This is a genomic window from Devosia sp. LjRoot3 (genome assembly GCF_964252865.1).
Lineage (GTDB): Bacteria > Pseudomonadota > Alphaproteobacteria > Rhizobiales > Devosiaceae > Devosia.
This window is the reverse complement of record NZ_CAXUPK020000004.1, coordinates 259,454-284,972: the sequence shown is the minus strand read 5'-3', so window position 1 is coordinate 284,972 and position 25,519 is coordinate 259,454. Positions and strand designations below refer to the sequence as shown.

The window sequence follows — 25,519 nt, the reverse complement described above, 5'->3', positions numbered from 1 at the left end:
AACGCATGTCGCAGTGGGAGCAGTACGCTCTAGTCTTCGCCCCAGTCTATCGCAAGGGCCGCCGCGAAGGGAGACAGCACCACGACCATGAGACTGAGTGCCGCAAGCAGGAGCGCGGCGGCCTGCGCCTGGTCGGGTCCGCCACTGGCGGAAATGGCCCCGACCCCGAAGATCAGGACGGGCACGGAGAGCGGGGCGATGAGGATGGGCGCAAGCAGTCCACCCCGCCGTGTGGCCACGGTCACTGCAGCGCCGATCGCCCCAAAGCCGGCCAAAGCGGGCGTACCGAGGAGAAGCGACAGCACCGTGCGCCCGAACGTTTCCCCATCCATGGCAAGGAGCAGAGCGAGAGCTGGCGAGGCGAGGATCAGCGGCAGGGCTGCGGTCAGCCAATGGGCAATCACTTTTGCGGCAACCACGGCCGAGAGCGGGATATCGGCAAGCCGGTAGAGTGCCAGCGTGCCATCGGCCCTGTCGGGCCCGAAGAGTTTTTCGAGGCCGAGCAGCATGGCGAGGAAGGCCGCGATCCAGACAATGCCCGGGGCGATACGCGCCAGGAGCGCCTTGTCCGGCCCCACGGCAAAAGGCACCACCGCGCCGACGATGACGAAGAACAGGACAAGGGTTAGAATTTCCCCGCCACCGCGGAGGCTCAGACGGATTTCGCGGGAGAGAACAGACATAAAGCCGCTCATGCGCTGCGCTCCAGCGTGAAGACAGCAAGACCGTCGAGCGCGATAGCATCATGACTGGCAATCACGGCTATGCCACCGGAGGCAAGATGGTCGCCGATCAGCCCCGCCAGCAGCTTTTGCCCCTCCGTATCGAGCGCAGACGTTGGCTCGTCGAGAAGCCAGACCGGACGGGCGGAGACCAGCAGTCGAGCCAGGGCCAGGCGGCGTTGCTGCCCAGCCGAAAGATAGGCGGCATCGAGCTTGGCCTGGCGCTTGAGACCGACACGATCGAGGGCCTCGGCAACCGGCAGGGCAGGATTGCCGTTGATCCCACGCCAGAACTCCAGCGTTTCAATCGCTGTCAGGCGGGGGCGGATGGCATTGCGATGGCCGCAATGATGGAAAGCAGGACCAAAATCCTCGTCGTGACCCTCAAGCACCACCGACCCTTCGAGCGGTGTAAGCAGGCCCGCAAGGGTAAGCAGCAGGGTGGATTTGCCGGCGCCATTGGGGCCGCGCAGCATCAACCCGCTGCCGGCAGGAACCGAGAGCGCAATATCACGGGCAAGCATGGTCTCGCCGCGACCGACGCCCAGCGCGAAAGTCCTGAGGCAGAGCGAAGAATGGACGTGCCGTTCAGTCATGGCCCCATCTCGTATTGAACGATGGCCGAGGCTGGCAAGGGCTTTTCCGATTGACTATAAAGGACATAGATTAGAGTCATTCCAGCAAAGCGCGGTTTTACCGGCGGCCCCCATTGCTCTCCGGTAGGCAGCGTCACAGCAGCAAAGGGCGGAGCAAGTGGCCTCACTAGACAGCTTCAAATCCAAGTCGACCCTGACGGTCGGTGGCAAGACCTATACCTATTTTTCCATTCTAGAAGCGGAAAAGAACGGTCTGGCGGGCGTCTCAAAGCTTCCCGGCTCGATGAAGGTCGTGCTCGAAAATCTGCTGCGTTTTGAAGACAATCGCACGGTGAAGAAGGAAGACATTCTGGCCATCGCCGAATGGCTCGTCACCCGCACCTCTGAATATGAAATCCAATATCGCCCGGCCCGCGTGCTGATGCAGGATTTTACCGGCGTTCCCGCCGTCGTGGACCTCGCCGCCATGCGCGACGCCACCGCAAAACTCGGCGCCAATCCGCAAAAGATCAATCCGCTCGTGCCCGTCGACCTCGTCATCGACCACTCGGTGATGGTCGATTCCTTCGGCACGCCCCTCGCCTTCCAGCAGAATGTCGAACTCGAATATGAGCGCAATGGCGAGCGCTATGAATTCCTGCGCTGGGGCCAGTCGGCCTTCGACAATTTTCGCGTGGTTCCGCCCGGTACAGGTATCTGCCACCAGGTGAACCTCGAATATCTGGCCCAGACCGTCTGGACCAAGGATGAGGATGGCGAAACCGTCGCCTATCCCGACACGCTCGTCGGCACCGACTCGCACACGACCATGGTCAACGGCCTTGCCGTGCTCGGCTGGGGCGTCGGCGGCATCGAGGCCGAAGCGGCCATGCTGGGCCAGCCGATCACCATGCTGATCCCCGAAGTCGTCGGCTTCAAGCTCACCGGAAAAATCAATGAAGGCATCACCGCCACCGACTTGGTGCTGACGGTCACCGAAATGCTGCGCAAAAAGGGCGTGGTCGGCAAATTCGTGGAATTCTACGGCCCTGGCCTCGACTATCTCAGCCTCGAAGACCAGGCGACCATTGCCAATATGGCCCCCGAATATGGCGCCACCTGCGGCTATTTCCCTGTCGACGCCGACACGCTGAAATTCCTCTCCACCACCGGCCGCGATCCCGATCGCGTGGCATTGGTAGAGGCCTATTCCAAGGCCCAGGGCATGTTCCGCACCACGGACACGCCCGACCCCACCTTCACCTCGACGCTCGAACTCGATCTGTCCACGGTCGTGCCATCGCTCTCGGGGCCAAAACGCCCGCAGGATCGTGTCGCCCTCAAGGACGTCACGCGTGCCTTTGACGCGGCCCTGCCGGACCTCTCGGGCGGCCGCATCGAACGCACCCGTCTTCCGGCCGACAAGCAGGAAAGCCGCTTTGTTGACGAAGGCGCCAGCGGCGTTCACGACATCCCAGAGGAAGCCGCCTTTGAGGTGAAAGGCACCGACTACCACATCACCGATGGCTCGGTTGTCATCGCCGCAATCACCTCCTGCACCAACACCTCCAATCCTTCGGTGCTGGTCGCTGCCGGTCTCGTCGCCCGCAAGGCCCGCGCCCTCGGCCTCAACTCAAAACCCTGGGTGAAGACGTCGCTTGCCCCCGGCTCGCAGGTGGTCACCGACTATCTCACGGCCGCAGGCCTGCAGGCCGATCTCGATGCCATTGGTTTCAATCTCGTCGGCTATGGCTGCACCACCTGCATCGGCAATTCCGGGCCCCTACCCCAGGCCATTTCCGATACGATCAACGAGAACAAGCTCGTTGCCGCCTCGGTGCTCTCGGGCAACCGCAATTTTGAGGGCCGCGTAAACCCCGACGTGCGGGCGAACTATCTCGCCTCCCCGCCGCTGGTGGTGGCCTATGCCCTCCTCGGCACGCTCAATGTCGACATCACCACCGAGCCGCTCGGCACCAGCAAGGATGGCAAGCCGGTCTATCTGAAGGATATCTGGCCCTCCAACCACGAGATCGCAGAGATCGTTCGGAAACACGTCAATGCCGACATGTTCCGCAAGCGCTATTCCGACGTGTTCAAGGGCGACAAGCTCTGGCAGGCCATCTCCGTCGAAGGCGGCGAAACCTATGGCTGGAACGGCACTTCCACCTATGTGCAGAACCCGCCCTATTTTGAGGACCTGACCATCGAACCAAAGCCCGTCACCGACGTGGTTTCGGCCCGTGTTCTGGCGCTGTTCCTTGATTCCATCACCACCGACCACATTTCTCCGGCCGGTTCGTTCAAGGCCGGCACACCTGCCGGCAAATATCTGACCGAGCGTCAGGTCGCGCCGAAGGATTTCAATTCCTACGGCTCCCGTCGCGGCAATCATGAAATCATGATGCGCGGCACCTTCGCCAATATCCGCATCAAGAACATGATGCTCGACGGCGTCGAAGGCGGTTTCACCAGGGGTCCCGACGGATCCCAGATGGCCATCTATGATGCCGCCATGGCCTATCAGGCCCAGAACACGCCGCTGGTGATTTTTGCCGGCAAGGAATACGGCACCGGCTCCTCGCGTGACTGGGCGGCCAAGGGCACGAACCTTCTCGGCGTGAAAGCCGTCATCGCCCAGTCGTTCGAGCGCATCCACCGCTCGAACCTCGTCGGCATGGGCGTCATCCCGCTGCAGTTCAAGGATGGCGAAAGCTGGCAGAGCCTCGGCCTCGACGGCACCGAAACCGTGGACATTGCCGGCGTCGAACAGATCGAACCGCGCGCCACCGTCAATGTGAAGATCACCCGCGCCGATGGCTCGGTGCTCAATGTCGAAACCCGCTGCCGCATCGATACGGCCAACGAGCTCGACTATTTCCGGAACGGCGGCATCCTGCACTACGTGCTGCGTAGCCTCGTCGCGGCCTAGCGCCAACCAACCCAATGAAATGGCGGCTCTCGGGCCGCCATTTTCGTTTCGGGGGCGGTCTGCGGGGAATCCACCCCTTCTCACCCTCTTTTGACTAGGCAGTGGGCGTTGGGCCAGAATACAACCTTGCCCATGATCTCAAGACCCCTCATCGGCCTCGCATTCGCGCTGGCGGCTAATTTTGTTGTGCTTGGCGGCGCCTCGTCCGAGGAGCAGCACATAGAACCCAAGGCCGTGGTGGAATTGTTCACGAGCCAGGGTTGCGCGTCCTGCCCGCCGGCCGATGCGCTGCTGACCGCCCTTGCCGAACGCGACGATGTCGTCGCCCTCGCCTTTCACGTCGACTATTGGGACTATGTGGGGTGGAAGGACACTTTTGCCCAGGAGGCCTATTCCGACCGCCAGCGCGCCTATGCCAAGAGCTGGGGCTCCTCGCGCATCTATACTCCGCAGATTGTCGTCAATGGCGCCAAGGCCGTGGTCGGCTCGCGCCGCAATGAGGTGCAGCAGGCCGTCGACCGCGCCAGCCTGCCGCTCGCCATGGACCTGACGCTCAGCGGCGACATGCTAAAAATTTCCGTGCCTCCCAAGGCCGATTTCTCCGACGCCGTCGTCTGGCTCGTGACCTATATGAACCGCGCCGACGTCAAGATCGACAGTGGCGACAATGCCGGCAAGTCCATGGTCTATACCCAGGTGGTGACCGGACGGCAGGTACTGGGCATGTGGGAGAGCGAGACCGGGGCGGAACTGAAGCTGCCGCTCGGCGAAGTTTTGGGCGCGGCCAATACCGGCATCGCCATTGTCGTGCAGCAGGAGCGCGGCGGCCTGCCCGGCGCCATTCTCGCCGCCGGCGCCTACGAGCCGTAGGGGGCCGTCAGGTACAAAAGAAAACGCCTGCTCCGGGGGCTTGGAGCAGGCGTGACTGACTTGGAGGTCAGATAGGAGACTGGCAACCGGACGTCATGGTTGGGGGCTCGGTCGGTCCGGTTGCCAGCCGCTGGAGGCAATGGTGAAAAGATGCCCGGCCAATTGGGCGTCTTGAGGGACGAATCGTGGCCGAAATTGGATTTTTTCGTCCTTGCCAAGCCATCGGAATATGCCGATCATGACTGTCCGATGACATGAATCTCGGTGGAGGTCGCGTGCAGGGTCGTCAGCCAAATGAGTCTCTGGCCAATCTGTCGCTGGTGCATGTGGGCGAACCGCAGAACCAGCCGGCCCGCCCCGTCCAGCCCATCGTCGCCTTCGACCGCCGCGAACTGATGCAGATACTTTCGGTCTATGGCCGCAAGGTCGGACAAGGTGAGTGGCGCGACTACGCCATGGATTTTCTCAAGGATCGCGCGCTCTTCTCCATCTATGCCCGCGTCTCCGAACGCCCGCTTTTCGTGGTCGAGAAAAACCCGAAACTGCGCGCCAAGCAGGGCCAATACATGGTCACCAACCAGCAGGGCCGCATCCTCAAGCGCGGCCACGACCTCACGCAGGTCCTGCGCGTACTCGATCCCGATCTGGCCGTGGTTGGATGAGCATTCTCGTTCGCCCGGCGGAGCCGGACGACGTGCCGGCCATGAGCCGCATTCTGACGGCCTCCATCATCGAGCTCTGCGCTGCCGATCACGGCAATGATCCCACCGCGATTGCCGCCTGGACGCGCAACAAGTCGCCAGAAGGCGTGGCCACCATGCTGACCAATGCCAATCTCTTGATGTTCGTCGCCGAGGCGGCGGGCGTGACTGGCGCTGTCGGCGCCGTGACGCGCACCGGCGAAATCGCCCTCAACTATGTGGCCCCGGACATGCGCTTTCTTGGGCTTAGCAAGGCATTGCTGGCGCGGCTCGAGGCCGAATTGCGCGCTCTCGGATTTGAAGAGGGGCGGCTTGAAGCGACGGCCACCGCCCAGCGCTTTTACGAGCGCGCCGGCTGGCACCTCGACGGCCCGCAGGCAAGTGGCCGTGTGGTCAATGGCTATCCGATGAAGAAGGTGCTGGCGGGCTGAAATTTCCGGCCAGTTCGGCGGCGTCAGGCGCCTCGAAAAGTTTCGCCCACTCGCGCAATGTCGTCACCGGAATGACGAAATGGCCCCCTTCCGCCCCTTCATTGCGCCCGGCAATCCTGCGCTCCAGCTCCTCGAGCGGTATGTGGTCAAACTGCACGCGGCAATCCGCCCCGAGCGCCCGCGCCCGCTGCGCAAAGTCGACCCGCTCGGCCCGGCTCCAAAAGCCGAAATCGAGGATGACGTCGCCACCACCTGCCAGGATATGAGCCGCGACATCCCACATGATCGCTTCCACTGTGTTGTGCCGCAGGTCGTGGTCGGGGTGATGCATGTCGTCGGCAAAAAGCCGCGTCTGCCACTCGTCCGGCGTCAGGCGCAGGGCGCCAGTCTCCGCTGCCAGCGCCTTGGCCCGCGTCGTCTTGCCCGAACCGGGCAGGCCCACCATCAGCGTGAGCAGGGCCACCGCTTCAAAGCGCCTTTTGCAGGTGCACGATATCGTGCCAGCGATCGAATTTCAGGCCCACCGACTTGTAGTAGCCGACATGCTCGAACCCGAATTTTTCGTGGATGGCGATGGAATTGGCGGTGTCAGCCGTGATCACCGCCAGCATCTGCTTGAAACCATGTGCTTTCGATTGCACCAGCAATTCGGTCAGCAGCGCCTTGCCCAGACCCTTCCCGGTCTCGGTGGGATCGAGATAGATCGAATCCTCGCAGGTGAAACGATAGGCGGCGCGGGGGCGATAAAAGCTCGCATAGGCATAGCCCAGCACCTTGCCGGCGCGTTCGGCGATGATGACCGGATGACCCAGTTTCAAGAGGCCGGCATATTTCTCCGCAATGCCTTCCTCGCCCGGCGCTTCGGTATCGAAGGTGATGGCGGTGTTCTCGACATAGTGGCGATAGATCGCGGTGATGGCGGGAACATCGGACCAGGAAAACGGGCGGAGGGAAAAATCGGACATTGCGGCTTACAAAAGAAAAGGACCGCAGCCTTTGTAAGCTGCGGTCCGAATATCAGTCCAACCAAATTCCTTGATTCCTGGATCAAGGAACCTGCTGATTACTCGCGATTGCCGAACAGGCGCAGGAGCATCAGGAACAGGTTGATGAAGTCCATGTAGAGCGACAGGGCGCCCATGATGGCATTCTTGGCCATGACGTCGGCGCCATAGGCGTCCGAATAGCTTTCCTTGATCTTCTGGGTGTCATAGGCGGTCAGACCGGTGAAGATCAGCACGCCGACGACCGAGATGATGAAATCCATCATCGAGGACTGCATGAAGATATTGACGATCGAGGCGATGATGATGCCGATCAGGCCCATCATCAGGAAATTGCCCATGCCGGTCAGGTCGCGCTTGGTGGTGTAGCCATAAAGGCTCATCGCGCCGAAGGTAGCGGCGGTGATGAAGAACACCTTGGCGATCGAGGCGCCGGTATAGACGAGGAAGATCGAGGACAGCGACAGGCCCATGACGGCGGCAAAGGCCCAGAAAATGGCCTGTGCGGCGCCAACCGAGAGCTTGTTGATGCCAAAGCTCAGCACCAGCACAAAGGCCAGCGGGGAGAGCATGATCACCCAGGCAAGCGGGCTTGCATAAAGCAGCTCGGCATTCGCCTGGCTCGACATGGCCCACTGGCTGGTGAAATAGGCCACAAGGCCGGTTACCACCAGGCCAAGGCCCATGTAATTGTAGACGCGCAGCATATAGCTGCGAAGGCCCTCGTCGATGGCCAAGGCCGAGCCGGCCCGCGCACCGAGGGTCTGACGGTCATATTCAGCCATTCTAATTCCCTTTCCCTTGGAAAATCGCGGTCGATATCACCGCCGGGGGCAATTGGCTTTTGCCACTTGAGTGCAAATATGGATTCGGACCTGTTGATTTACAAGGCGAAACGGAACGTTGCGACATCTGTGACTGGCCAGATGACCCGATTGTGTTAGGCTCCAGAGCATGTTCCCCGAAAGCGGGTATCGGTTTCGGGACAAGGACATGCGTAAAAACAAGGAGCTAAAGCGCCGGAAGCGAATCCTTGAGATCGCGACGCGCTTTTGCGCAAGATTCCATCGCTCCTGCCTGGGAGACCTGCCATGCCCCGGCTTTTTACCGGCCTCGAAATCCCCTCCGACATCGGCTTTGCCCTGTCGCTGAAGCGCGGCGGCCTCAATGGCGCGCGCTGGATCGAACCGGAAAACTATCACATCACCCTCAGGTTCATCGGCGATGTCGACAAGCAGACCGCCAATGAGGTCGTGGATAATCTCGACTATCTCAGCGAAAGCCTGAGCTTTCCGATCCGGCTCACCCATCTTGGGACTTTTGGCGGCGACAAGCCGCGTGCCCTCTATGCCGGGGTCGAGCCGAGCGAAGCGCTCAATCGCCTGCAATCAGCCCATGAGCGCATGTTGCAGCGCGCCGGCCTGCCCCCCGACGGGCGCAAGTTCGTCCCCCATGTCAGCCTTGCGCGGTTGCGCGGTACGGCCGCTGAAGATGTGGCCCGCTTTATTGCCGAAGCAGGCCGCTTCGAACCCCTGAGCTTTTCGGTGCCCCGCTTCGCGCTCTTTTCGAGCCGGGATTCGGTGGGTGGCGGCCCCTATGTGGTGGAAGAGACCTATCCCCTCGCCGCCTGAAGCCGCTTCTGCTCACGCAAGCGTTAGCCTCGTTTTAACCGTTCGGGTTCAAAGCGGGGCTTCGTGCCGCGCACCTGCCAAATTGCCGCCGCCTTTGCCGAGCATTTGAGGCAAAAGCGGTGCATGACGGCCCCGCTTGACAGCTTGGTAACCATGTTTGCGGCATGCTGGGCGGACGCATCCCCCGCGGACTGGCAGCGAAAAGAGGAAGAATTGGCAATGAAGACAAAGACCGGTGGTCTCGTTTTTGGACTCGCGGTAACTGCCCTTGTGACTTTTGCAGCGGCCGCCCAGGCGCAGCAAGCCACCGAACTGGGCTCGTTCAACGCCTGGAGCGCCTGGCAGGCAACCGATGCCAGCGGCCAGATCTGCTACATTTCGGCCACCCCGACGAAGTCGGAACCCGCGGGCGCCAATCGCGATCCGATCCACTTCATGATCATCCATCGCAAGGGCCTCGGCACCAAGAACGAAGTCCAGACCCTGATCGGCTATCCGTTCAATGCGACCGCGGCCAATGCCAGCGCCTCGGTGGACGGAAAGTCCTATCCCATGGTCACCGAAGGTTCGGCCGCCTGGCTCGCCTCCACCGGCGACGAAGCAGGCTTCGTTTCCGCCTTCAAGGCCGGCAGCCAACTCCTGATCAAGGGCACATCGCAGCGCGGTACCAATACCACCGACACCTATTCGCTGTCCGGTGCCACCGCCGCGATGAACGCCATCGACGCCGCCTGCAAGTGATTTGGGCTTTGCCCACTCCTGCATTTAGACCATAAAGGGCGCCGGGCTTTGGCCCGCTGCCCATCCTACCCCGCGAGTTTCCCATCCATGACCCTTGGAAAAAAATCCGCTCTCGCCCTCGCCCTGGTTCTTGCCACCGCGCTTCCGGCGCTGGCGCAGTCGGCACGGGTGCTGGGGGATTTTCGGGACTGGTCGAGCTACGCGGCTGACGACGGGTCGGGCACGATCTGCTTTGCCATGACCAAGCCCAAGACCTCGGACCCGGCAGCCGAAGGCCAGGGCTATCTCTACATCACCAATCGCCCCGGCGAGGATGTCGTCAGCGAGATCAATATCGTCGCCGGCTACACGTTCCAGACCGGTTCGGTCGCGACGATCAGCGTCGGCGGCCAGAGCTTTGCGCTCTTCACCCAGGGCGACGCTGCCTGGCTCGATGATTCCGGCCAGTCCGCCGCGCTCGCCGCCGCCATCCGCGCCGGTTCCGCCCTGACCGTACAGGGCGTCAACGCCGCCGGCACCCAGGTGATCCAGAACTATTCACTCTCCGGCGCCACCGCGGCGCAGCAGGCCATCGGCGCCGAGTGCTGATCGGCCACTGGCCGAAGCGCCAACTTATCCAGCTTATCCCCGCCCCCTCCATCCCGTCATAAAATCAAAAAATTCCCCGCACGGGACGGAGTCGAGACGGACGGCTGCGTGGGATGCTGAGCGCACGGGACCGTTCCCGTGTGGGTTCGGGGGCTGGCCGCATGCGACGAGCGATCAAGTGCCGCTAAAAGTTCTGTCCAAAAAATCAGCTCCCCGAGGCGGTTTCGTCTCACTAATCAAAATACTCAGGGGCGAGAACGCCTCGGGGTCCGTTCCACTTACAAAAACCTGACGCGGAGACGTGTTCAGGGCAAAAGTGCTGGACAGTGTGTCTTGCGCGATTCGCAAAGCCGCCTCCCGCGGGCGTGACTTTGTGTTTTTCGTGCCCATATGCTATTGGCCGCGGACTTCCCGCATTTCTGACCTTTTTTGAGCCGCCATGAGCATCGCGCTGAACCTTGACCATTCGACCGCCATCCGCCCTCAGGCGGCCGCGCGGCCGTCGCTGATCGGCCTTTCCAAGGCGCAGCTCGCCGAGGCGCTCGTCGCCAATGACGTGGTGGGCGAAAAGGAAGGCCGCATGCGCTCGAGCCAGCTCTGGAACTGGCTCTATGTGAACGGCGTCACCGATTTCGACCGCATGACCAATGTGGCCAAGCCAGTGCGCCAGAAGCTGGCCGATACATTTATTCTCGATCGCCCGGAAATCGTCACCGAACAGGTTTCCGTCGACGGCACCCGCAAGTGGCTCTTTCGCTTTCGCGATCCGCAGAACCCGAACTTTCCGGCCGTGGAAGTCGAAACCGTCTACATCCCCGAAAGTGACCGCGGGACACTTTGTGTCTCGTCCCAAGTGGGCTGCACGCTGACCTGCTCCTTCTGCCACACCGGAACGCAGAAGCTCGTCCGCAACCTGACCGCAGGCGAAATCCTGGGACAGATCCTCATGGCCCGCGAGCGCCTTGGTGACTTCCCCGGGGGTTCGCGCCCCGATGACGGCGGCCTCGTGCCGGGCGGCGAGAGCCGCGCCATCACCAATATCGTGATGATGGGCATGGGCGAGCCGCTCTACAATTACGAGAACGTCAAGCAGGCCCTGCTCATCGCTTCGGCCGGTGATGGCATGTCAATTTCCAAGCGCCGCATCACGCTTTCGACCTCCGGCGTCGTGCCCTATATCGGCCCGACCGGCAGCGAGATCGACGTCATGCTGGCTATTTCGCTCCACGCCGTACGCGACGACCTGCGCGACGTCTTGGTGCCGATCAACAAGAAGTGGCCGCTCAAGGAGCTGCTGGAAGCCTGCCGCAACTATCCCGGCCTTTCCAATGCCCGCCGCATCACCTTCGAATATGTGATGCTCGACGGCATCAACGATTCCGATGCAGAAGCCAAGGAACTGGTGCGGCTCCTCGCCGGCATCCCCGCCAAGATCAATTTGATCCCGTTCAACCCCTGGCCGGGTTCGAACTATGGCACCTCGCCCTCGAGCCGCATCGAGCGCTTTGCCGATATCGTCAACCGCGCCGGCTATGCCTCCCCCGTCCGCACCCCGCGCGGCCGCGACATTTTTGCCGCCTGCGGCCAGCTCAAGAGCGAGAGCGAACGCCTTTCCAAGAAGGATCGTGACGCCCTCGCCGGCGTCTGATGAAACCTTCGGCGCGGCGCGTCGAACAAGCCATCGCTGCCGTCGAGGCAGCGGCAGCCCGGCGCGCTCCGTCCACCTGCCCACTTTGCGGCAGACCCATTCCCCCCGGCGCCAAATCCAGCCGCCACCACCTGACGCCCCGCCTCAAGGGCGGCACGCATATGGGCACGGTGCGCCTCCACCAGATCTGCCACAGCGCCATTCATGCCCGGTTTTCGGAAACCGAGCTGGCTAAGCGGTTGGCAGACGTCGAAAGCCTCAAGGTCGATCCGGAGATTTCTGCTTTCATCGCCTGCGTGCAAACCAAGCCTCCCGGCTTCCATGCACCGACGCGTATGACGAAGGAACGGCGGGAATCCAGAAAGGAGCGCTAGGCGCTATTCCCCCGCCACCCAGTCAATCGTCCAGCGCCCCCTGCCCTCGTCGCTCAGCACATCAGAAAGCACGGGCATCAGCACCCGCATTTCTTCTTCGAGCACGAAGGGCGGATTGATGACGATCATGCCGGTGCCATGGAGGCGCGGCGGGAGCGATGCCGCACGTATCTTCAGCTCGAGCCGCAGGATTTTGGGGATGCCTGCTTCCGCGAGCATGTCGACGAAATCGGCGACGTGCTCGGGATCCTTGATCGGATACCACAGGGCATAGAGCCCGGTCGGCCAACGCTTGTGTGCCTTGATCAGGTTCTGCGCCATGCGCTCGAATTCATTCCGCTCCTCAAACGGCGGGTCGATGAGGACGAGACCACGCTTTTCCTTGGGCGGCAGGTGTGTGCCAAGGGCCTGCCAGCCATCGACATGCGTCACGCGGACCTGAAAATCGCCGGCAAAATTCTCGCGCAACGCTTCGACATCCACCGGATGCAGTTCAAGCGCCATCAGCCGATCCTGCTGGCGCAGCATGTGTCGCGTGATCAGCGGCGAGCCGGGATAGAAGCGCAGATTTCCATCAGGATTCTGCGCGCGAACCGCGCCGAGATAGGGCGCCAAAAGGTCCTGAGCCGGCTGGGGCAGACCGCGATCAATCAGGCGACCGATGCCATCAACCCATTCTCCGGTCTTTTCCGCCTTGTCGCCCTTGAGATCATAGAGCCCGACACCGGCATGGGTATCAATGACGCGAAAAGGCGCATCCTTTCGCATGAAGTAGGTGAGAATGCGGGTGAGAATGGTGTGCTTGACCACATCGGCAAAATTGCCGGCGTGGAAGACGTGACGATAGTTCATCAGTGGCGCGCCTGTGCCGTGAGAATGGTGGCGGCAAAGGCAGTGAAGATCGCCGCAAAGCTCCAGTTCAAAATACGCTCGACCCACTTGCTCCGCTTGAACGCCGCAGCCAGCCAGTCGGCCGCCAGCACCGTGACGAGCCCGAGGGGGATCGAGAGCAGCACGAATTCAAAGCCGAGGAAGAACAGCTTCGAGGTCGCACCGGGATCATGCGCATCGACGAATTGCGGCAGGAAGGTCACGAAAAACAGCACCACCTTGGGATTGAGCAAGTTGATGCCAAGGCCAGTTGCAAAACTCTGGCGCACTGTCGGCGGCTTCTTGGCCGCCTCGGCGATCCGCAGCCCACCGCCATGCACGATGGCCTGATAGGCCAGCCACAGCAGATAAAGCGCGCCGACGATTTTTAGCGCCAGGAAGAGGGGCGGCGCCGCAATGATCAGCACCGAAATGCCGAACGCCACGAGGGTCGTGTGCACCAGAATACCGGCCATGGCACCGAGCATGGCCGCTACGCCATGGGCACGGCCATAATTGATGGCGCGGCTCAGTTGCAGCGCCATATCGGGGCCGGGCGTGATGGCGAGTATCACAGTCGCCAGCGCAAAAGCCAAAATAACGGGCAGGTCAGGAATGAAGGTAGACATGGTCAGGTTGCTGTCTCTCTGGCTTCTATGGCTTTTGTCATGACGCGATGCTCGGAGCCATAAAAAGTCACAGTGCCTATTGCCCGGAATAGGTGCATGAAACCAACGACGAGGCCGATTACGCCGACTGCCGCAAACTGCCAACCGCCCACAATTCGGAAATTCCAGCTGCCGAAATCGACACCGTTTGCGAGTGCGAATGCGCCTATATAGATCAACAAAATGGAGAATGCGAAGGACGACATCACTAGACCAATAAAGGCCGAACGATAGTCGTTGTCACGGATTAAGCGCGCATGTTCGGCAGTGATCGCTACACCCTGCAGCTTCCCCATAATGACGGCGTCTCGTAGGCTATTCGCATATTGCCAACCGCTTGTAATAGCGGACTGTGCGGCCCATACCGACGCCAGCACTGTAACGACGAGTGCGATGCTTTGAATTGGATCCGTGAAATCCATAGGGCTACTCATCGTTGATCTGCAAATGCCGACACCTTAGCTAAACCGGCAAGGCTCGCCCAGCCTTGATAGTCTCCATGGGCACATCGGTTTTGACGCTTTGCACGCTCGGGATGCGCATTAGATAGTCCGATTGAAAGCGCCAATATGCGTGCAGATCGGTCGTGACGATCCGCATGATCGCGTCACACTCCCCAGTCGTCAGATAACATTCTACCACTTCGGGGTAGCTTCGCACCGTTTCGGCGAACTGGTTTGTCGTCTCAGCATCCTGGGTCTTGAACCAGATGCGCGCAAAGACCGTCAGCCCCAGGCCCAACTTCTGCCCGTTGAGCACGGCAACATACTGGTCAATGACGCCATTTTCCTCGAGCAGTTTGACCCGGCGAAGGCAGGGGGAAGGCGACAACCCGACCTCATTGGCCAATTCCACATTGGACATGCGGCCATTGCGCTGCAATGCTTTCAGGATACGGCGATCGATAGCGTCGAGCATTTCTGGCATTTTCCGCAGCCGCCTATCTCGAAATTGGCACAATCTGCCAGAAAATGACAAAAGCTTGCGATGATCGCAAGATTATTGCGTACGTGGTGGCCTATCCTGTCACCATCTGATCTTGGGACGACATCATGGCGAATGAAATCAAGAAGGTCGTGCTGGCCTATTCGGGCGGCCTCGACACCTCCATCATCCTGAAATGGCTGCAGGAGACCTACAATTGCGAAGTGGTGACCTTCACCGCTGACCTCGGCCAGGGCGAAGAGCTGGAACCGGCGCGCAAGAAAGCCGAAATGTTCGGCATCAAGGACATCCGCATCGAAGACCTGCGCGAAGAGTTCGTGCGCGATTTCGTCTTCCCGATGTTCCGCGCCAATACAGTCTATGAAGGCCAGTACCTGCTCGGCACCTCCATTGCCCGTCCGCTGATCGCCAAGCGCCTTGTCGAAATCGCTCAGGAAACCGGCGCCGACGCCATTTCCCATGGCGCCACCGGCAAGGGCAATGACCAGGTCCGCTTCGAGCTGACCGCCAATGCCCTTGATCCCTCGATCAAGGTGATCGCGCCCTGGCGCGAATGGGACCTGCGCTCGCGCACCCAACTCCTCGCCTATGCCGAAGCCAATCAGATCCCGATCGCCAAGGACAAGCGCGGCGAGGCCCCCTTCTCCGTCGACGCCAACCTCCTGCACACGTCGTCCGAAGGCATGGTGCTGGAAGACCCGGCAGTGCCGGCCCCCGACTATGTCGCCCAGCGCACGGTCGACCCGGAAAAGGCCCCGAACGAGCCCGAAATCATCACCATCGGCTATGAAAAGGGCGACCCGGTCTCGGTCAATGGCGTCAAGTTGTCGCCGGCTGCGCTGCTCACCAAGCTCAACGAGCTCGGCGGCAAGCATGGCGTCGGCCGTCTCGACCTCGTCGAAAACCGTTTCGTCGGCATGAAGTCACGCGGCCTCTACGAGACCCCCGGCGGCTCGATCCTCCTCGTCGCGCATCGTGGCATCGAATCGATCACGCTCGACCGCGGCGAAGCTCATCTCAAGGATGAGCTGATGCCGAAGTATGCCGAGCTGATTTACAACGGCTTCTGGTTCTCGCCCGAGCGCGAAATGCTGCAGGCCCTGATCGACAAGAGCCAGGAATATGTTTCGGGCGAAGTGACCGTAAAACTCTACAAGGGTTCGGCATCGGTGATCGCCCGCTCATCGGCCAATTCGCTCTATTCGATGGACCTTGTCACCTTCGAAGAAGGCGCAGTGGCCTATGACCACAAGGACGCAGCCGGCTTTATCCGGCTCAATGGCCTGCGTTTGAAAACCTGGGCCGCTCGCAACAAGAAGGCGAACAGCTAAATGGCTTCCGGCGACGCGCCGCGCACTGGGCGCGTCGTCATTCTCAATGGCGCTCCGCGCTCGGGCAAATCCAGTCTTGCCCGGGCGATCCAGACGACCGTTCCCGGCACCTGGCTCAATACCGGTGTCGACAGTTTCATGGCGGCCCTGCCACCTGCCCTCATGCCCGGTATCGGTCTTCGCCCCGGTGGCGAACGGCCGGACCTCGAACCGGCCGTAGCAAAGCTCTATGACCTACTCTTCGCAACCATTCGCCTTCAGGCGCAGTCTGGCTTCGACATTGTAGCCGACCTCGGCATGCACGAGGATTATTCGGCGCCCATCGGCATTCTCGACCGCGCCGCATCGACCCTTGGCCCGCTTGGAGCCGTGTTGATCGGCATCGACTGCGACCTCGACGAGATCATGCGCCGCCGCAATGCCGATCCCAAGGGCGGCTTTTACGCGACGGGAGATACGGCGCCACCACCAGTATTGCGCTGGCAGGACGCCGTGCACCGCGACAAGACCTATGACCTGCGGCTCGATATGGGGCGGCTGACGTCCGAAGACGGCGCCGCTCGGGTAGCCTCCCTGCTCGCCGCGCCCCCAGCCCAAACCGTCCTTGCACGCCTGGGCAGGAATTCATCCGCGTCATCGACTTAAGTCTGCGTTAAGCCCCTGCCTTTAGCTTCACCAAAGCGTCATGAAAGCAATGACACCGAGGGGATTGATGGGGGAACTGGACGCTGGCACGACCGACGTCGCTGACGCGCTGCTGCTCGACGCAGCGCTGGAAAACATCCCCTATGGTTTTTGTGTCTGGTCGCCGCAATTCCGGCTGGTCATGTGGAACAAGAATTACCGCGAATTCTACGGCTTTTCCGAAGACGCCATAAGAAAGGGCATGACGCTCGAAGAGGTGGTTCACCTCTCGCATAGGCTCGGCAATCACCCCGGCCAGAGCCCTGACGCTTTCTACGAAACCTATACGAGCGACCTGCTCTCCAATCGCGGCGGCATGCGCACCAAAAGCCAGGAAGTGGTCTATGGCGGGCGCATCGTCGAGACCGCCCATGTCTATTCCGAAAAGCTCGGCTGGGTTGTGACGCATGAAGACGTCACCGACGAAATCCAGATGTCCGAGACGGTGCAGAAGCGCAAGCTCGAGCTCGAACGCCAGAATATCCGGCTCGACGCGGCCGTGAACAACATTTCCATTGGCCTGTGCATGATGGACGCCAAGGGGCGTCTGGTCATCTGCAACGAGCCCTATTCGCGCATCTACAATCTGCCGGATGAATTCGTCCGGCCTGGTGCACAGCTTGAAGACATTCTGGGGCACCTCTTCGATGGAGGCATGAGCGCCGGCGGGGATCGCGAAGACTATATTCTCTGGCGCCGCGAGGTCATCGCCAAGCGCGAATATGGCAAGAACGTTCACGAGCTCAACGGCCGCATCATCCTGATGCAGCACCATCCGATGAAGGATGGCGGCTGGGTGTCCACACACGAAGACATTACCGAGCAGCGACAGAACGAAGCGCGTATCCACCATCTCGCCCGCCACGACGCGCTGACCGACCTGCCCAACCGTGCCGAATTCCTCGAGGAAATGGCCCGTACCGAGGCCGGGTTGAAGCGCGGCGAAATGGCGGCGGTGCTCTATATCGACCTCGACCACTTCAAGGCCGTCAACGACACGCTCGGCCATGCCGTGGGTGACGAGGTGATCAAGCAGGCCGCAGTACGCCTTTGGGGCACGACGCGGGAAAGCGATCTGCTCGCCCGCCTCGGCGGCGACGAATTTGCCCTGCTGCTGCGTCCCATCGACAGCGCCGATGCCGCGGCACGCATTGCCGACCGCATCATCAAGGCCATGGGCGCACCGATGAATATCCGCGGCCAGCAGATCGAGATCGGCGCCAGCGTCGGCATCGCCGTCGGGCCCGGTGATGGCCTGACCACCGATACGCTGGTGAAAAATGCCGATCTCGCGCTCTACAAGGCGAAAAGCGAAGGCCGCTCGACCTACCACTTCTTCGAGACCGGCATGGATGCCGAACTGCAACAGCGGCGCCTGATCGAGGCGGGGCTGCGTCTGGCGCTGAGCCGCAACGAATTCCGCCTGATGTACCAGCCCCTCCTCGGCCTTGCGGAAAACCGCGTCACCTGCGTCGAAGCCCTGCTGCGCTGGGATTTTGAGGGCCGCACCGTGTCACCGGCCGAATTTGTGCCCGTGGCCGAGGAAACCGGGCTGATTTCGGCCATCGGTCAATGGGTACTGAACGAGGCCTGCAGCACCGCTGCCAGCTGGCCCAAAACCGTGCGCATCGCCGTCAATCTCTCGCCGGTGCAGTTCCGCCAGCGCGACCTCGTCACCCAGGTCCGCCGGGCGCTCAGCAATGCGCGGCTCGACCCCAGCCGGCTCGAACTCGAAATCACCGAAAGCCTGCTTCTTACCGACAGCGAGTCGACACTCAAGGCCCTGCACGAACTGCGCGCCATGGGCGTGCGCATTTCCATGGACGATTTTGGCACCGGCTATTCTTCGCTCTCCTATCTGCGCTCCTTCCCCTTCGACAAGATCAAGATCGACCGCTCCTTCATTCGCGATCTCGCCAGCCGCGCCGACAGCCAGGCGATCATTCGCGCCGTGATCGGGCTCGGCCAGTCGCTGGGGATGTCGACCACGGTGGAAGGCGTCGAAACCGAGGAACAGCTGGCGCTGGTGCGCGCCCAAGGCGTTTCCGAGGTGCAGGGCTTCTTGTTTTCTCCCCCCATTTCCGGCGCGGCATTGGCGAACCTGCTTCACGCAGAAATCGCTCTGGCCAAGGCTTCTTGAGCCAAAATGCGCGGCCGCCTTTACACGCAGCTGCTCTCCATCGCCGCCCGGGAGCACACGCCCGCCGAGGCGGAAGATGTGGTGCAGGAGGCGCTGATCTCGGCCATCGCCGCGGGCCGCAGCGATATCGAAAACCCCGACAATGCCCGCTGGCTCACCGCCGTCGTGCGCAACCGCGCCCGCATGGAGGCGCGCACGGCACGACGTCGAAAAGGCCGGGAAACCGCCTGGCAGGCGGCCCGGGCGCCGGACGCAAAAACCAGTGACGCCAAACCGGACGATGTTCTGGCCGGCCTTCCCCCGGCTTTGCGCATTTTGGCAGCCCTGGTACTGACCGGGCATAACCGGCGTGAAATCGCCTATCTGCTCCACCTGCCCGATACCGCCCTGCGCCAGCGAGTTTCGGCGCTGAAACGGCATCTGACCGCCAAAAATCTGGCAGCGCCCGAGGAATTGACCGGGCTTAGCCTGGACTTGGCCTATGGCCGCATCCGCGACGTGCTCCTGCCCGCGCTCCTCCGCCATGGCGGGGTTTTTGCGAGCCATGATCCGGACGGCCATCTTTTTCTGGTAAAGCGCTCACAAAATGACACGCCGCGGCAATAGGGTGATGTAACCAGTATTGGAGCCTGTCATGAGCCTCAAACCCAAGAATGTCAGCATTGTCTTTTACGTCAGCGACATCCTTCGCACCGAAAGTTTCTATAACGAAACGCTGGGCCTTGGGCTCGAGCGCATGGAGGGTGCCGAGCCCTTCTGGCTGCAAGGCAGCATCGAGAAGGGCCCAGATCTGATCTTCTTCCAGCAGGACGGCAAGCGCGGCGACACGCCGGCCATCGTCTTTGAACTGGACGAAGGCGGCATCGACGACGTGGTGGGGGAACTGGCGCAAAAGGGCGTCAATATCGTCACGCCCGTTTCCGAAGCCCCCGGCGGCTGGAGCGCCGACTTTCTGGACCCGGATGGCTTTGGTCTCGGCCTCTGGCAATCGGGCGAACTGCCGCGATCGGTGAAGGGCTGACCTGCTCTCCCACGACGTCATTCCCGCAAAAGCGGGAATCTCTCTTCGCCTGAAACAGAGATCCCCGCTTTCGCGGGGATGACACCGCGTTTGGGTTGGCATCAGGCCAGCCGCCGATAGACCTGCACTACATTGCCCTTTGAGGTGGTGCGGGCACGGACCAGTTCGAGGCGCGTCGTCGGATCACCCGGCTCGAACAGGTGCCGCCCCTTGCCGGCGATGACCGGGTGGGTGATCAGCGTCAATTCATCCATCAACCCGGCAAAGACCAGCTGTCGCACCAGCGAAATGCCACCCATGGCGCAGACGTCGCTGCCTTCGCCTGCCTTGAGCGCGCGGACAAAGTCGAGGAAATCGCCCTCGATCAGGCTGGCATTGGTCCAGCTCACCTCGGACGGCTTCAAGGTTTCCGAAGCGACGAATTTTTCGACGCCATTGATGAAGCCGGCAAAATCGAGGTCCTGGCTCGCATTGGGCCAATAACCCGCCCATTCGGAATAGCCCACCCGCCCCATCAGCACGGTGCCGATATTGCCCATGATGGTGCCCATTTCCTGGCCCAGCTCATCATCGAAGGAATCGAACTGAAACTCGTTGGGCGCCTCGACAACGCCATCGACAGAATGAAAGAGGCCGGCAATCACTTTACGCATTGTATGTCCCTTCTTTCTCGGGCCCCCTGCCCGATCGTTGCTGCGACGAATGAGGAAGTGAAAGTTCGACAATTTTTGTTTTGGTTTTTTTGCCCCGCTGGTAGCGCTCTTCCACTGATTGTCGCCCCGGCGTACACCGGATCGATCTCCCGCATGTGCGACTGCTGCGGACCAAGCCATCACAGGATGGGCCCTGGCCTCAGCCGGGGTGACAGCCGGTGGATAGGAAGCACCACCACCCTGCCCGCGTCTCCGCGTCAGGTTTTTGCAAAAGGAACGGACCCCGAGGCGCCTTCGCCCCTGAGTATTTTAGTGAGTGAGACGAAACCGCCTCGGGGCCCGCCATGTGAGCATAGCTCACATGGCCTTCTCTCTTAAAATCGCTCCACTGGAGCGATTTTGCCTGCGGCACAGTTCGAAGTTTTTTGGACAAGACTTTTAGCGGCACTTGATCGCTCGTCGCATGCGGCCAGCCCCCGAACCCACACGGGAACGGTCCCGTGCGCTCAGCATCCCCGCAGCCGTCCGTCTCGACTCCGTCCCGTGCGGGGAATTTTTTGATTTTATGACGGAGTGGAGGGGGCGGGGATAAGTTCTTTGGCATATCCCCCCAAACCATCGAAAAGGCCCGGGATTGCTCCCGGGCCTTCTTCTTCAATTCAGTGCAGACTGCGTCTGCCTAGCCACCCATATGCGCCAGCACGGCCAGCAGCAGCAGTGCCACGATATTGGTGATCTTGATCATCGGATTGACGGCCGGGCCGGCCGTGTCCTTGTAGGGGTCGCCGACGGTGTCGCCGGTGACGGAGGCCTTGTGGGCGTCCGAGCCCTTGAAATGCTTGACGCCGTGGCTGTCGGTAAAACCGTCCTCAAAGCTCTTCTTGGCATTGTCCCAGGCGCCGCCGCCGGCGGTCATGGAAATGGCGACGAAGAGGCCGGTGACGATGACACCCATCAGCATGGCGCCGAGGGCCGAGAAGCCGGCGGCGGGGCCGGCGATCCAGTTGATGAGGAAGAAAACGAGGATCGGCGACAGCACCGGCAGCAGCGAGGGGACGATCATTTCCTTGATCGCGGCTTTGGTGAGCATGTCGACGGCACGGCCATAATCAGGCTTGTCGGTGCCAAGCATGATACCCGGCTTTTCCTTGAACTGGCGGCGCACTTCCACCACGACCGACTGGGCGGCGCGGCCAACGGCAGTCATGGACATGCCGCCGAAGAGGAACGGAAGCAGACCACCGAAGAGGAGGCCGACGACGACGTATGGGTCGGCCAGCGAGAAGGTGAGCGCGCCCATGCCGGCAAAGATGGCCGGCGCATCAGGCAGGGACGAGAAGTAGATCAGGTCCTGCGTATAGGCGGCAAAGAGCACCAGGGCCCCGAGGCCGGCCGAACCGATGGCATAGCCCTTGGTGACGGCCTTGGTGGTATTGCCCACCGCGTCGAGCGCGTCGGTATTGTGGCGCACTTCCTTGTCGAGTCCCGCCATTTCGGCAATGCCGCCGGCATTGTCGGTGACGGGGCCAAAGGCGTCGAGCGCCACGATCATGCCGGCGAGAGCCAGCATGGTTGCCACCGCGAAGGCGATGCCGAAAAGGCCGGCCAGCGAATAGGTGACGATGATGCCGGCGATGATGACCAGAGCCGGCAGGGCGGTCGATTCCAGCGACACGGCAAGGCCCTGGATGACGTTGGTACCGTGGCCCGTGACCGAGGCTTCGGCGATGGAATTGACCGGGCGGCGATTGGTGCCGGTATAGTATTCGGTGATGACGATGATGAGACCGGTGATGACGAGGCCGGTGACGCCGCACCAGAAGAGGTGCCAGGGCGTAAAGGTCTTGTCTGATGTTTCGATGGCCAGATTCATATCGCCAAAGAGCAGCCAGAGCACCGGCAAGAGGGCGACAAGAGACAGGACGCCCGAGGCTATGACGCCCTTGTAGAGCGCGCCCATGATGTTGTTGTCGCTGCCGAGTTTGACGAAATAGGTGCCGATGATGGAAGTGATAACGCAGGCCCCGCCAATGGCGAGGGGCAGCACCATGCCGGTGAGTTTCAGCGCCTCGGGCAGGATGATTGCTGCCAGCACCATGGTGGCAACGATGGTGACCACATAGGTTTCGAAAAGGTCAGCGGCCATGCCGGCGCAATCGCCAACGTTATCGCCCACATTGTCGGCGATGGTGGCGGGGTTACGCGGGTCGTCTTCCGGAATGCCGGCTTCGACCTTGCCCACCATGTCGCCGCCGACGTCAGCACCCTTGGTGAAAATGCCGCCGCCGAGACGGGCGAAGATGGAAATCAGCGAAGCGCCGAAGGAGAGAGCCACGAGCGAGTCGATGACGACGCGGCTCGTCGGCGCATTACCCATGCCGGTGAGGATGATGAAATAAAGCGTCACGCCAAGGAGGCCGAGGCCCGCGACCAGCATGCCGGTGACGGCGCCTGATTTGAAGGCGAGGTCGAGACCCTTTGAGAGCGACGAAATGGCGGCCTGGGCGACGCGCACATTGGCGCGCACCGAAACGTTCATGCCGATAAAGCCGGCTGCGCCCGAGAGCACGGCGCCGATGAGGAAGCCGATAGCCGCATGCGGTCCCAGCAGCAGCCAGGCGGCAATGAGGATGACCACGCCGACAATGGCGATGGTGGTATATTGGCGTTTGAGATAGGCCGAAGCGCCTTCGCGTACGGCGGCGGAAATTTCCTGCATACGGGCAGAACCAGCGTCAGCCTTGAGCAGGCCCTGCGTGGTGACGATGCCATAAACAACAGCCAAACCGCCGCAGGCGACGATCAGCCAAAGTGCCAGATCCATGAAAACCGTTCCTCGAATGAAAAGATTCGAGGCCCGCCCCGGTCGTGGCCAGCTCTTTTTGGGTGCGACTTGCCCCCTGTCCGGTCCGCAACCGCCCTCCGGCGGACCTCCTCCCAAGGGGAAGATTACCGGGATTGTTCGGTTAAGCAATTGGAAAGTGTGGCGGTTTGTCGCGGCCTGTCAGAGCATTGCGAGTGGGGCACTAGCGGCTGAACGGCAGGTCGGCGGGTGCGGCGACACTGCCCTTGCCAGTCAGGCGAGAAGGCCGGACGTCGACATGGCATTCCTGATCAGGCGCCGGACAGATGATGATGTAGCCATCGACCGAGATGACGACGGAGCCGGATGGGTCGATATGCGCACGGCAACGGCTCGGCTGGGCATTGCATGAGCGCGTGGCATCGATCCCCTTCATGGCAAAGGCTGGCGGGGCGAAGGCGGCGGAGAGCGTGGTCAGGGCGAGAGCGGCAAGAAGGAACCTGTGCATTTGAGAACCCCTGCGGTTCTGGTGGCGTTGCACAAGACTGTCGCGGGCGCGCTGAACTCGCCCTGAATAGGGCGTTCAGGCGTCGGAGAGTGCGGCAAGGCGCGCCAGCAGCGCGTCGGTCTGCGGAGCGATGCGCAGGGTTTTCTGTCGCGCCGTCTCGCCGCTGACGAGGGCTATCGATGATTTTGGAATGCCGAGGGTTTTGCTCAGCAGTGCGATCACTGCGGCATTGGCCTTGCCCTTGTCGGGCACGGCGCTGACGCGAAGGCGGAGGACGGACGTGCCATCGTCGCGGCTCTCGACGCCGTCTATGGCATCACGACCGGCATTGGGCGTGACGCGGAGGAACAATAAGAGTCCCTCCGGCGTCGATCGGAAGAAGCTAGATGCCGGCGCGGGCAACGGCTGGATAGATATAGTAGCCGATGATCGACTGAATGAAGAAGATGATCAGGAAGGCCACCAGCGGGGAGAGGTCGAGGCCCGAGAAATTGGGCAGCACGCGCCTGAGGGGTCGCAGCACCGGTTCGGTCAGCTGGTTGAGCACGCGCCAGACCGCTTCGACGAACTGGTTGCGGGTATTGATCACGTTGAAGGAGATCAGCCAGCTCATGATGATCATGATGAGCAGGACCCACCAATAGAGCTGGAGCAGGATGAGGATAATATCGAGAACGGCGCGCATGGGCGTCTCCGCGAGAAAAGTTCCGAGTTATCTAGTGGGTTAGTGGCAAGGCGACAAGGCCACCCCGAGCGCTTCGAGGAAAAGTGGGTACCGGTTTTCCCTCGCCGAAGCGCGACCAGCAAGATCCAGAAAAAGCCGGAGCCCCGCACCGGGCAAGCGATACGGGGCCCAAATGACTGACATCCGGTATGCAGTACAAGGGTCCGGACACCAATTCCATTGCATGAAGCGTGCCAAGTGCGCGGCCCCGCAAAACCGGGAGCAAAGATTAAGCACCTGTTACGATTGGCCTTTTTCCTACTTTGCCGTTTCGCAAAATGCGAAGCGCGTTGCAAAATGCGAGGCAGAACTGCATCAGGCCTTGGCTTGGCTGGGCTTCCAGGTCGCGACCTTGACGAGGTAAAGCAGGACCACAAGGCCGAGGACAATGTAGCTCAGGGGATCGAGCACGACTTCGATGACCTCGTAATGCTCGTGCAGGATATAGCCAGCGAGCGTGAGAAAGGTGTTCCAGATCAGCGCGCCCGAAGTCGAGGCGAGCAGGAACACCGGCAGGCTCATGCGCGACAGGCCCGCGGGAATGGAAATCAGCGTGCGGATCAGCGGGATCAGCCGGCCGAAGAGGACGATGATCGGGCCGAAGCGCGTAAACCATTTGACCGCGACATCGATCTCATCGGCATTGAAGGCCATGACCCGGCCAAACCGATCGGCGAGATAGCGCACCCGTTCGAGCCCGAAAAGACGGCCGGCAAAATACCAGGGCAGCATGCCCACAACAGCGCCGATAGTTGCTGCGGCGAGAACGCCGAAAAGATTGAGGTCGCCATTGGCGGCGGCGAAGCCGGCAAAGGGAATGATCAGTTCCGAGGGTATGGGCGGAAAGATCGATTCGGCGAGCATGACGAGGAAGATCCCGAGATATCCGAGTTCGGAAATGGTCTGGATAATCCAATCGGTCATGCGGCACTCCTTGCACTGGACTTAAAAGAAT

At 61.3% G+C, this 25,519-nt stretch carries 29 protein-coding genes; 14 read left to right on the top strand and 15 right to left on the bottom strand.

Features of this window, described 5'->3' with window-relative positions; all coding sequences use genetic code 11:
• Positions 1–29 precede the first annotated feature (29 nt).
• Together ccmB and ccmA are read right to left on the bottom strand one after the other, a co-directional pair.
• The gene (gene ccmB, locus ACSQ2A_RS16040; RefSeq protein ID WP_436073041.1) at positions 30–695 is read right to left on the bottom strand and encodes a heme exporter protein CcmB; all 666 of its coding nucleotides are present in this window, start codon (positions 693–695) and stop codon (positions 30–32) included.
• Entirely contained in the window at positions 692–1,318 is a 627-nt protein-coding gene (gene ccmA / locus ACSQ2A_RS16035) for a heme ABC exporter ATP-binding protein CcmA (protein WP_436073040.1), read from the bottom strand. Before ccmA ends, ccmB begins: the two co-directional genes overlap by 4 nt.
• Before the next feature lie 157 nt (positions 1,319–1,475).
• Between ccmA and acnA the strand changes: the two genes are divergently transcribed.
• The 4 genes from acnA to ACSQ2A_RS16015 all read left to right on the top strand — a co-directional run bounded on the left by acnA (position 1,476) and on the right by ACSQ2A_RS16015 (position 6,231).
• Positions 1,476–4,229, top strand: coding sequence for an aconitate hydratase AcnA (gene acnA, locus ACSQ2A_RS16030; protein WP_436073039.1), 2,754 nt, complete (start codon positions 1,476–1,478; stop codon positions 4,227–4,229).
• Between the two features lie 132 nt (positions 4,230–4,361).
• Positions 4,362–5,099: a DUF1223 domain-containing protein gene (locus ACSQ2A_RS16025; protein ID WP_436073038.1), complete on the top strand. Its 738-nt coding sequence runs from the start codon at positions 4,362–4,364 to the stop codon at positions 5,097–5,099.
• Between the two features lie 254 nt (positions 5,100–5,353).
• Positions 5,354–5,761, top strand: coding sequence for a DUF2794 domain-containing protein (locus tag ACSQ2A_RS16020; RefSeq protein ID WP_436073037.1), 408 nt, complete (start codon positions 5,354–5,356; stop codon positions 5,759–5,761).
• Positions 5,758–6,231 carry a GNAT family N-acetyltransferase gene (locus ACSQ2A_RS16015; protein ID WP_436073036.1) on the top strand — a complete coding sequence of 158 codons (474 nt, stop codon included), beginning with the start codon at positions 5,758–5,760 and terminating at the stop codon, positions 6,229–6,231. Before ACSQ2A_RS16020 ends, ACSQ2A_RS16015 begins: the two co-directional genes overlap by 4 nt.
• Here the strand turns inward: ACSQ2A_RS16015 and ACSQ2A_RS16010 are convergent.
• From ACSQ2A_RS16010 to ACSQ2A_RS16000, 3 genes are all read right to left on the bottom strand, one after another.
• Positions 6,194–6,694 (bottom strand): AAA family ATPase, encoded by a 501-nt coding sequence (locus ACSQ2A_RS16010; RefSeq protein WP_436073035.1) that lies wholly within the window; start codon positions 6,692–6,694, stop codon positions 6,194–6,196. The genes ACSQ2A_RS16015 and ACSQ2A_RS16010 overlap by 38 nt on opposite strands.
• Positions 6,695–6,698: 4 nt before the next feature.
• Positions 6,699–7,196, bottom strand: coding sequence for an N-acetyltransferase family protein (locus tag ACSQ2A_RS16005; RefSeq protein WP_436073034.1), 498 nt, complete (start codon positions 7,194–7,196; stop codon positions 6,699–6,701).
• A gap of 98 nt (positions 7,197–7,294) precedes the next feature.
• Entirely contained in the window at positions 7,295–8,020 is a 726-nt protein-coding gene (locus ACSQ2A_RS16000) for a Bax inhibitor-1/YccA family protein (RefSeq protein ID WP_295413079.1), read from the bottom strand.
• Between the two features lie 306 nt (positions 8,021–8,326).
• Between ACSQ2A_RS16000 and thpR the strand changes: the two genes are divergently transcribed.
• The 5 genes from thpR to ACSQ2A_RS15975 all read left to right on the top strand — a co-directional run bounded on the left by thpR (position 8,327) and on the right by ACSQ2A_RS15975 (position 12,217).
• Complete coding sequence (thpR, locus tag ACSQ2A_RS15995) at positions 8,327–8,866, top strand: RNA 2',3'-cyclic phosphodiesterase (protein WP_295413082.1); 540 nt, start codon at positions 8,327–8,329, stop codon at positions 8,864–8,866.
• Between the two features lie 219 nt (positions 8,867–9,085).
• A complete protein-coding gene (locus ACSQ2A_RS15990) occupies positions 9,086–9,607 on the top strand; it encodes an invasion associated locus B family protein (RefSeq protein WP_295413085.1) in 522 nt (173 codons plus the stop codon).
• An 87-nt stretch (positions 9,608–9,694) separates the two neighbouring features.
• On the top strand, positions 9,695–10,195 hold the full coding sequence (locus ACSQ2A_RS15985; protein ID WP_295413086.1) for an invasion associated locus B family protein: 501 nt from the start codon (positions 9,695–9,697) through the stop codon (positions 10,193–10,195).
• A 439-nt stretch (positions 10,196–10,634) separates the two neighbouring features.
• A complete protein-coding gene (gene rlmN / locus ACSQ2A_RS15980) occupies positions 10,635–11,843 on the top strand; it encodes a 23S rRNA (adenine(2503)-C(2))-methyltransferase RlmN (protein WP_436073033.1) in 1,209 nt (402 codons plus the stop codon).
• Positions 11,843–12,217 (top strand): restriction endonuclease, encoded by a 375-nt coding sequence (locus ACSQ2A_RS15975; protein WP_436073032.1) that lies wholly within the window; start codon positions 11,843–11,845, stop codon positions 12,215–12,217. The genes rlmN and ACSQ2A_RS15975 overlap by 1 nt, the downstream gene beginning before the upstream one ends.
• Positions 12,218–12,220: 3 nt before the next feature.
• Here the strand turns inward: ACSQ2A_RS15975 and ACSQ2A_RS15970 are convergent, their stop codons facing one another.
• From ACSQ2A_RS15970 to ACSQ2A_RS15955, 4 genes are read right to left on the bottom strand one after another with little or no spacing between them, the layout of a single operon-like run.
• The gene (locus tag ACSQ2A_RS15970; RefSeq protein ID WP_436073031.1) at positions 12,221–13,069 is read right to left on the bottom strand and encodes a 23S rRNA (adenine(2030)-N(6))-methyltransferase RlmJ; all 849 of its coding nucleotides are present in this window, start codon (positions 13,067–13,069) and stop codon (positions 12,221–12,223) included.
• A complete protein-coding gene (locus ACSQ2A_RS15965; RefSeq protein WP_436073030.1) occupies positions 13,069–13,716 on the bottom strand; it encodes a LysE family translocator in 648 nt (215 codons plus the stop codon). Before ACSQ2A_RS15965 ends, ACSQ2A_RS15970 begins: the two co-directional genes overlap by 1 nt.
• Before the next feature lie 2 nt (positions 13,717–13,718).
• Complete coding sequence (locus tag ACSQ2A_RS15960; RefSeq protein WP_436073029.1) at positions 13,719–14,177, bottom strand: hypothetical protein; 459 nt, start codon at positions 14,175–14,177, stop codon at positions 13,719–13,721.
• Between the two features lie 40 nt (positions 14,178–14,217).
• Positions 14,218–14,682: an Lrp/AsnC family transcriptional regulator gene (locus tag ACSQ2A_RS15955; RefSeq protein WP_436073028.1), complete on the bottom strand. Its 465-nt coding sequence runs from the start codon at positions 14,680–14,682 to the stop codon at positions 14,218–14,220.
• A 125-nt stretch (positions 14,683–14,807) separates the two neighbouring features.
• On the opposite strand from ACSQ2A_RS15955, the gene ACSQ2A_RS15950 reads away from it, so the two are divergent.
• The 5 genes from ACSQ2A_RS15950 (at position 14,808) to ACSQ2A_RS15930 (ending at position 19,876) form a co-directional block, all read left to right on the top strand.
• Complete coding sequence (locus ACSQ2A_RS15950) at positions 14,808–16,031, top strand: argininosuccinate synthase (RefSeq protein ID WP_436073027.1); 1,224 nt, start codon at positions 14,808–14,810, stop codon at positions 16,029–16,031.
• Positions 16,032–16,676, top strand: a complete 645-nt coding sequence (locus tag ACSQ2A_RS15945) for a chloramphenicol phosphotransferase CPT family protein (protein ID WP_436073026.1) — start codon at positions 16,032–16,034, stop codon at positions 16,674–16,676.
• A 67-nt stretch (positions 16,677–16,743) separates the two neighbouring features.
• Positions 16,744–18,855, top strand: coding sequence for an EAL domain-containing protein (locus ACSQ2A_RS15940; RefSeq protein WP_436073025.1), 2,112 nt, complete (start codon positions 16,744–16,746; stop codon positions 18,853–18,855).
• A 6-nt stretch (positions 18,856–18,861) separates the two neighbouring features.
• Complete coding sequence (locus ACSQ2A_RS15935; protein ID WP_436073024.1) at positions 18,862–19,461, top strand: RNA polymerase sigma factor; 600 nt, start codon at positions 18,862–18,864, stop codon at positions 19,459–19,461.
• 28 nt (positions 19,462–19,489) lie between these two features.
• A complete protein-coding gene (locus tag ACSQ2A_RS15930; protein WP_436073023.1) occupies positions 19,490–19,876 on the top strand; it encodes a VOC family protein in 387 nt (128 codons plus the stop codon).
• A gap of 101 nt (positions 19,877–19,977) precedes the next feature.
• Here the strand turns inward: ACSQ2A_RS15930 and ACSQ2A_RS15925 are convergent, their stop codons facing one another.
• The 6 genes from ACSQ2A_RS15925 to ACSQ2A_RS15900 form a co-directional block, all read right to left on the bottom strand.
• Positions 19,978–20,529: a dihydrofolate reductase family protein gene (locus tag ACSQ2A_RS15925; protein ID WP_295413113.1), complete on the bottom strand. Its 552-nt coding sequence runs from the start codon at positions 20,527–20,529 to the stop codon at positions 19,978–19,980.
• A 679-nt stretch (positions 20,530–21,208) separates the two neighbouring features.
• On the bottom strand, positions 21,209–23,353 hold the full coding sequence (locus tag ACSQ2A_RS15920; protein ID WP_436073022.1) for a sodium-translocating pyrophosphatase: 2,145 nt from the start codon (positions 23,351–23,353) through the stop codon (positions 21,209–21,211).
• Between the two features lie 202 nt (positions 23,354–23,555).
• A complete protein-coding gene (locus ACSQ2A_RS15915) occupies positions 23,556–23,840 on the bottom strand; it encodes a hypothetical protein (protein WP_436073021.1) in 285 nt (94 codons plus the stop codon).
• Between the two features lie 75 nt (positions 23,841–23,915).
• A complete protein-coding gene (locus ACSQ2A_RS15910; protein ID WP_436073020.1) occupies positions 23,916–24,242 on the bottom strand; it encodes a DUF167 family protein in 327 nt (108 codons plus the stop codon).
• Positions 24,223–24,525, bottom strand: coding sequence for a YggT family protein (locus ACSQ2A_RS15905; protein ID WP_295413124.1), 303 nt, complete (start codon positions 24,523–24,525; stop codon positions 24,223–24,225). Before ACSQ2A_RS15905 ends, ACSQ2A_RS15910 begins: the two co-directional genes overlap by 20 nt.
• A 354-nt stretch (positions 24,526–24,879) precedes the next feature.
• Entirely contained in the window at positions 24,880–25,488 is a 609-nt protein-coding gene (locus ACSQ2A_RS15900) for a DedA family protein (RefSeq protein WP_436073019.1), read from the bottom strand.
• Between the last annotated feature and the right edge of the window lie 31 nt (positions 25,489–25,519).

Coding starts and splice junctions, on each gene's coding strand:
- ccmB (WP_436073041.1), bottom strand. CDS start 695: ATGAGCGGCTTTATGTCTGTTCTCTCCCGCGAAATCCGTCTGAGCCTC.
- ccmA (WP_436073040.1), bottom strand. CDS start 1,318: ATGACTGAACGGCACGTCCATTCTTCGCTCTGCCTCAGGACTTTCGCG.
- ACSQ2A_RS16025 (WP_436073038.1), top strand. CDS start 4,362: ATGATCTCAAGACCCCTCATCGGCCTCGCATTCGCGCTGGCGGCTAAT.
- ACSQ2A_RS16020 (WP_436073037.1), top strand. CDS start 5,354: ATGAATCTCGGTGGAGGTCGCGTGCAGGGTCGTCAGCCAAATGAGTCT.
- ACSQ2A_RS16015 (WP_436073036.1), top strand. CDS start 5,758: ATGAGCATTCTCGTTCGCCCGGCGGAGCCGGACGACGTGCCGGCCATG.
- ACSQ2A_RS16005 (WP_436073034.1), bottom strand. CDS start 7,196: ATGTCCGATTTTTCCCTCCGCCCGTTTTCCTGGTCCGATGTTCCCGCC.
- ACSQ2A_RS16000 (WP_295413079.1), bottom strand. CDS start 8,020: ATGGCTGAATATGACCGTCAGACCCTCGGTGCGCGGGCCGGCTCGGCC.
- thpR (WP_295413082.1), top strand. CDS start 8,327: ATGCCCCGGCTTTTTACCGGCCTCGAAATCCCCTCCGACATCGGCTTT.
- ACSQ2A_RS15990 (WP_295413085.1), top strand. CDS start 9,086: ATGAAGACAAAGACCGGTGGTCTCGTTTTTGGACTCGCGGTAACTGCC.
- ACSQ2A_RS15985 (WP_295413086.1), top strand. CDS start 9,695: ATGACCCTTGGAAAAAAATCCGCTCTCGCCCTCGCCCTGGTTCTTGCC.
- rlmN (WP_436073033.1), top strand. CDS start 10,635: ATGAGCATCGCGCTGAACCTTGACCATTCGACCGCCATCCGCCCTCAG.
- ACSQ2A_RS15975 (WP_436073032.1), top strand. CDS start 11,843: ATGAAACCTTCGGCGCGGCGCGTCGAACAAGCCATCGCTGCCGTCGAG.
- ACSQ2A_RS15970 (WP_436073031.1), bottom strand. CDS start 13,069: ATGAACTATCGTCACGTCTTCCACGCCGGCAATTTTGCCGATGTGGTC.
- ACSQ2A_RS15965 (WP_436073030.1), bottom strand. CDS start 13,716: ATGTCTACCTTCATTCCTGACCTGCCCGTTATTTTGGCTTTTGCGCTG.
- ACSQ2A_RS15960 (WP_436073029.1), bottom strand. CDS start 14,177: ATGGATTTCACGGATCCAATTCAAAGCATCGCACTCGTCGTTACAGTG.
- ACSQ2A_RS15955 (WP_436073028.1), bottom strand. CDS start 14,682: ATGCCAGAAATGCTCGACGCTATCGATCGCCGTATCCTGAAAGCATTG.
- ACSQ2A_RS15950 (WP_436073027.1), top strand. CDS start 14,808: ATGGCGAATGAAATCAAGAAGGTCGTGCTGGCCTATTCGGGCGGCCTC.
- ACSQ2A_RS15945 (WP_436073026.1), top strand. CDS start 16,032: ATGGCTTCCGGCGACGCGCCGCGCACTGGGCGCGTCGTCATTCTCAAT.
- ACSQ2A_RS15940 (WP_436073025.1), top strand. CDS start 16,744: ATGGGGGAACTGGACGCTGGCACGACCGACGTCGCTGACGCGCTGCTG.
- ACSQ2A_RS15935 (WP_436073024.1), top strand. CDS start 18,862: ATGCGCGGCCGCCTTTACACGCAGCTGCTCTCCATCGCCGCCCGGGAG.
- ACSQ2A_RS15930 (WP_436073023.1), top strand. CDS start 19,490: ATGAGCCTCAAACCCAAGAATGTCAGCATTGTCTTTTACGTCAGCGAC.
- ACSQ2A_RS15925 (WP_295413113.1), bottom strand. CDS start 20,529: ATGCGTAAAGTGATTGCCGGCCTCTTTCATTCTGTCGATGGCGTTGTC.
- ACSQ2A_RS15920 (WP_436073022.1), bottom strand. CDS start 23,353: ATGGATCTGGCACTTTGGCTGATCGTCGCCTGCGGCGGTTTGGCTGTT.
- ACSQ2A_RS15915 (WP_436073021.1), bottom strand. CDS start 23,840: ATGCACAGGTTCCTTCTTGCCGCTCTCGCCCTGACCACGCTCTCCGCC.
- ACSQ2A_RS15905 (WP_295413124.1), bottom strand. CDS start 24,525: ATGCGCGCCGTTCTCGATATTATCCTCATCCTGCTCCAGCTCTATTGG.
- ACSQ2A_RS15900 (WP_436073019.1), bottom strand. CDS start 25,488: ATGACCGATTGGATTATCCAGACCATTTCCGAACTCGGATATCTCGGG.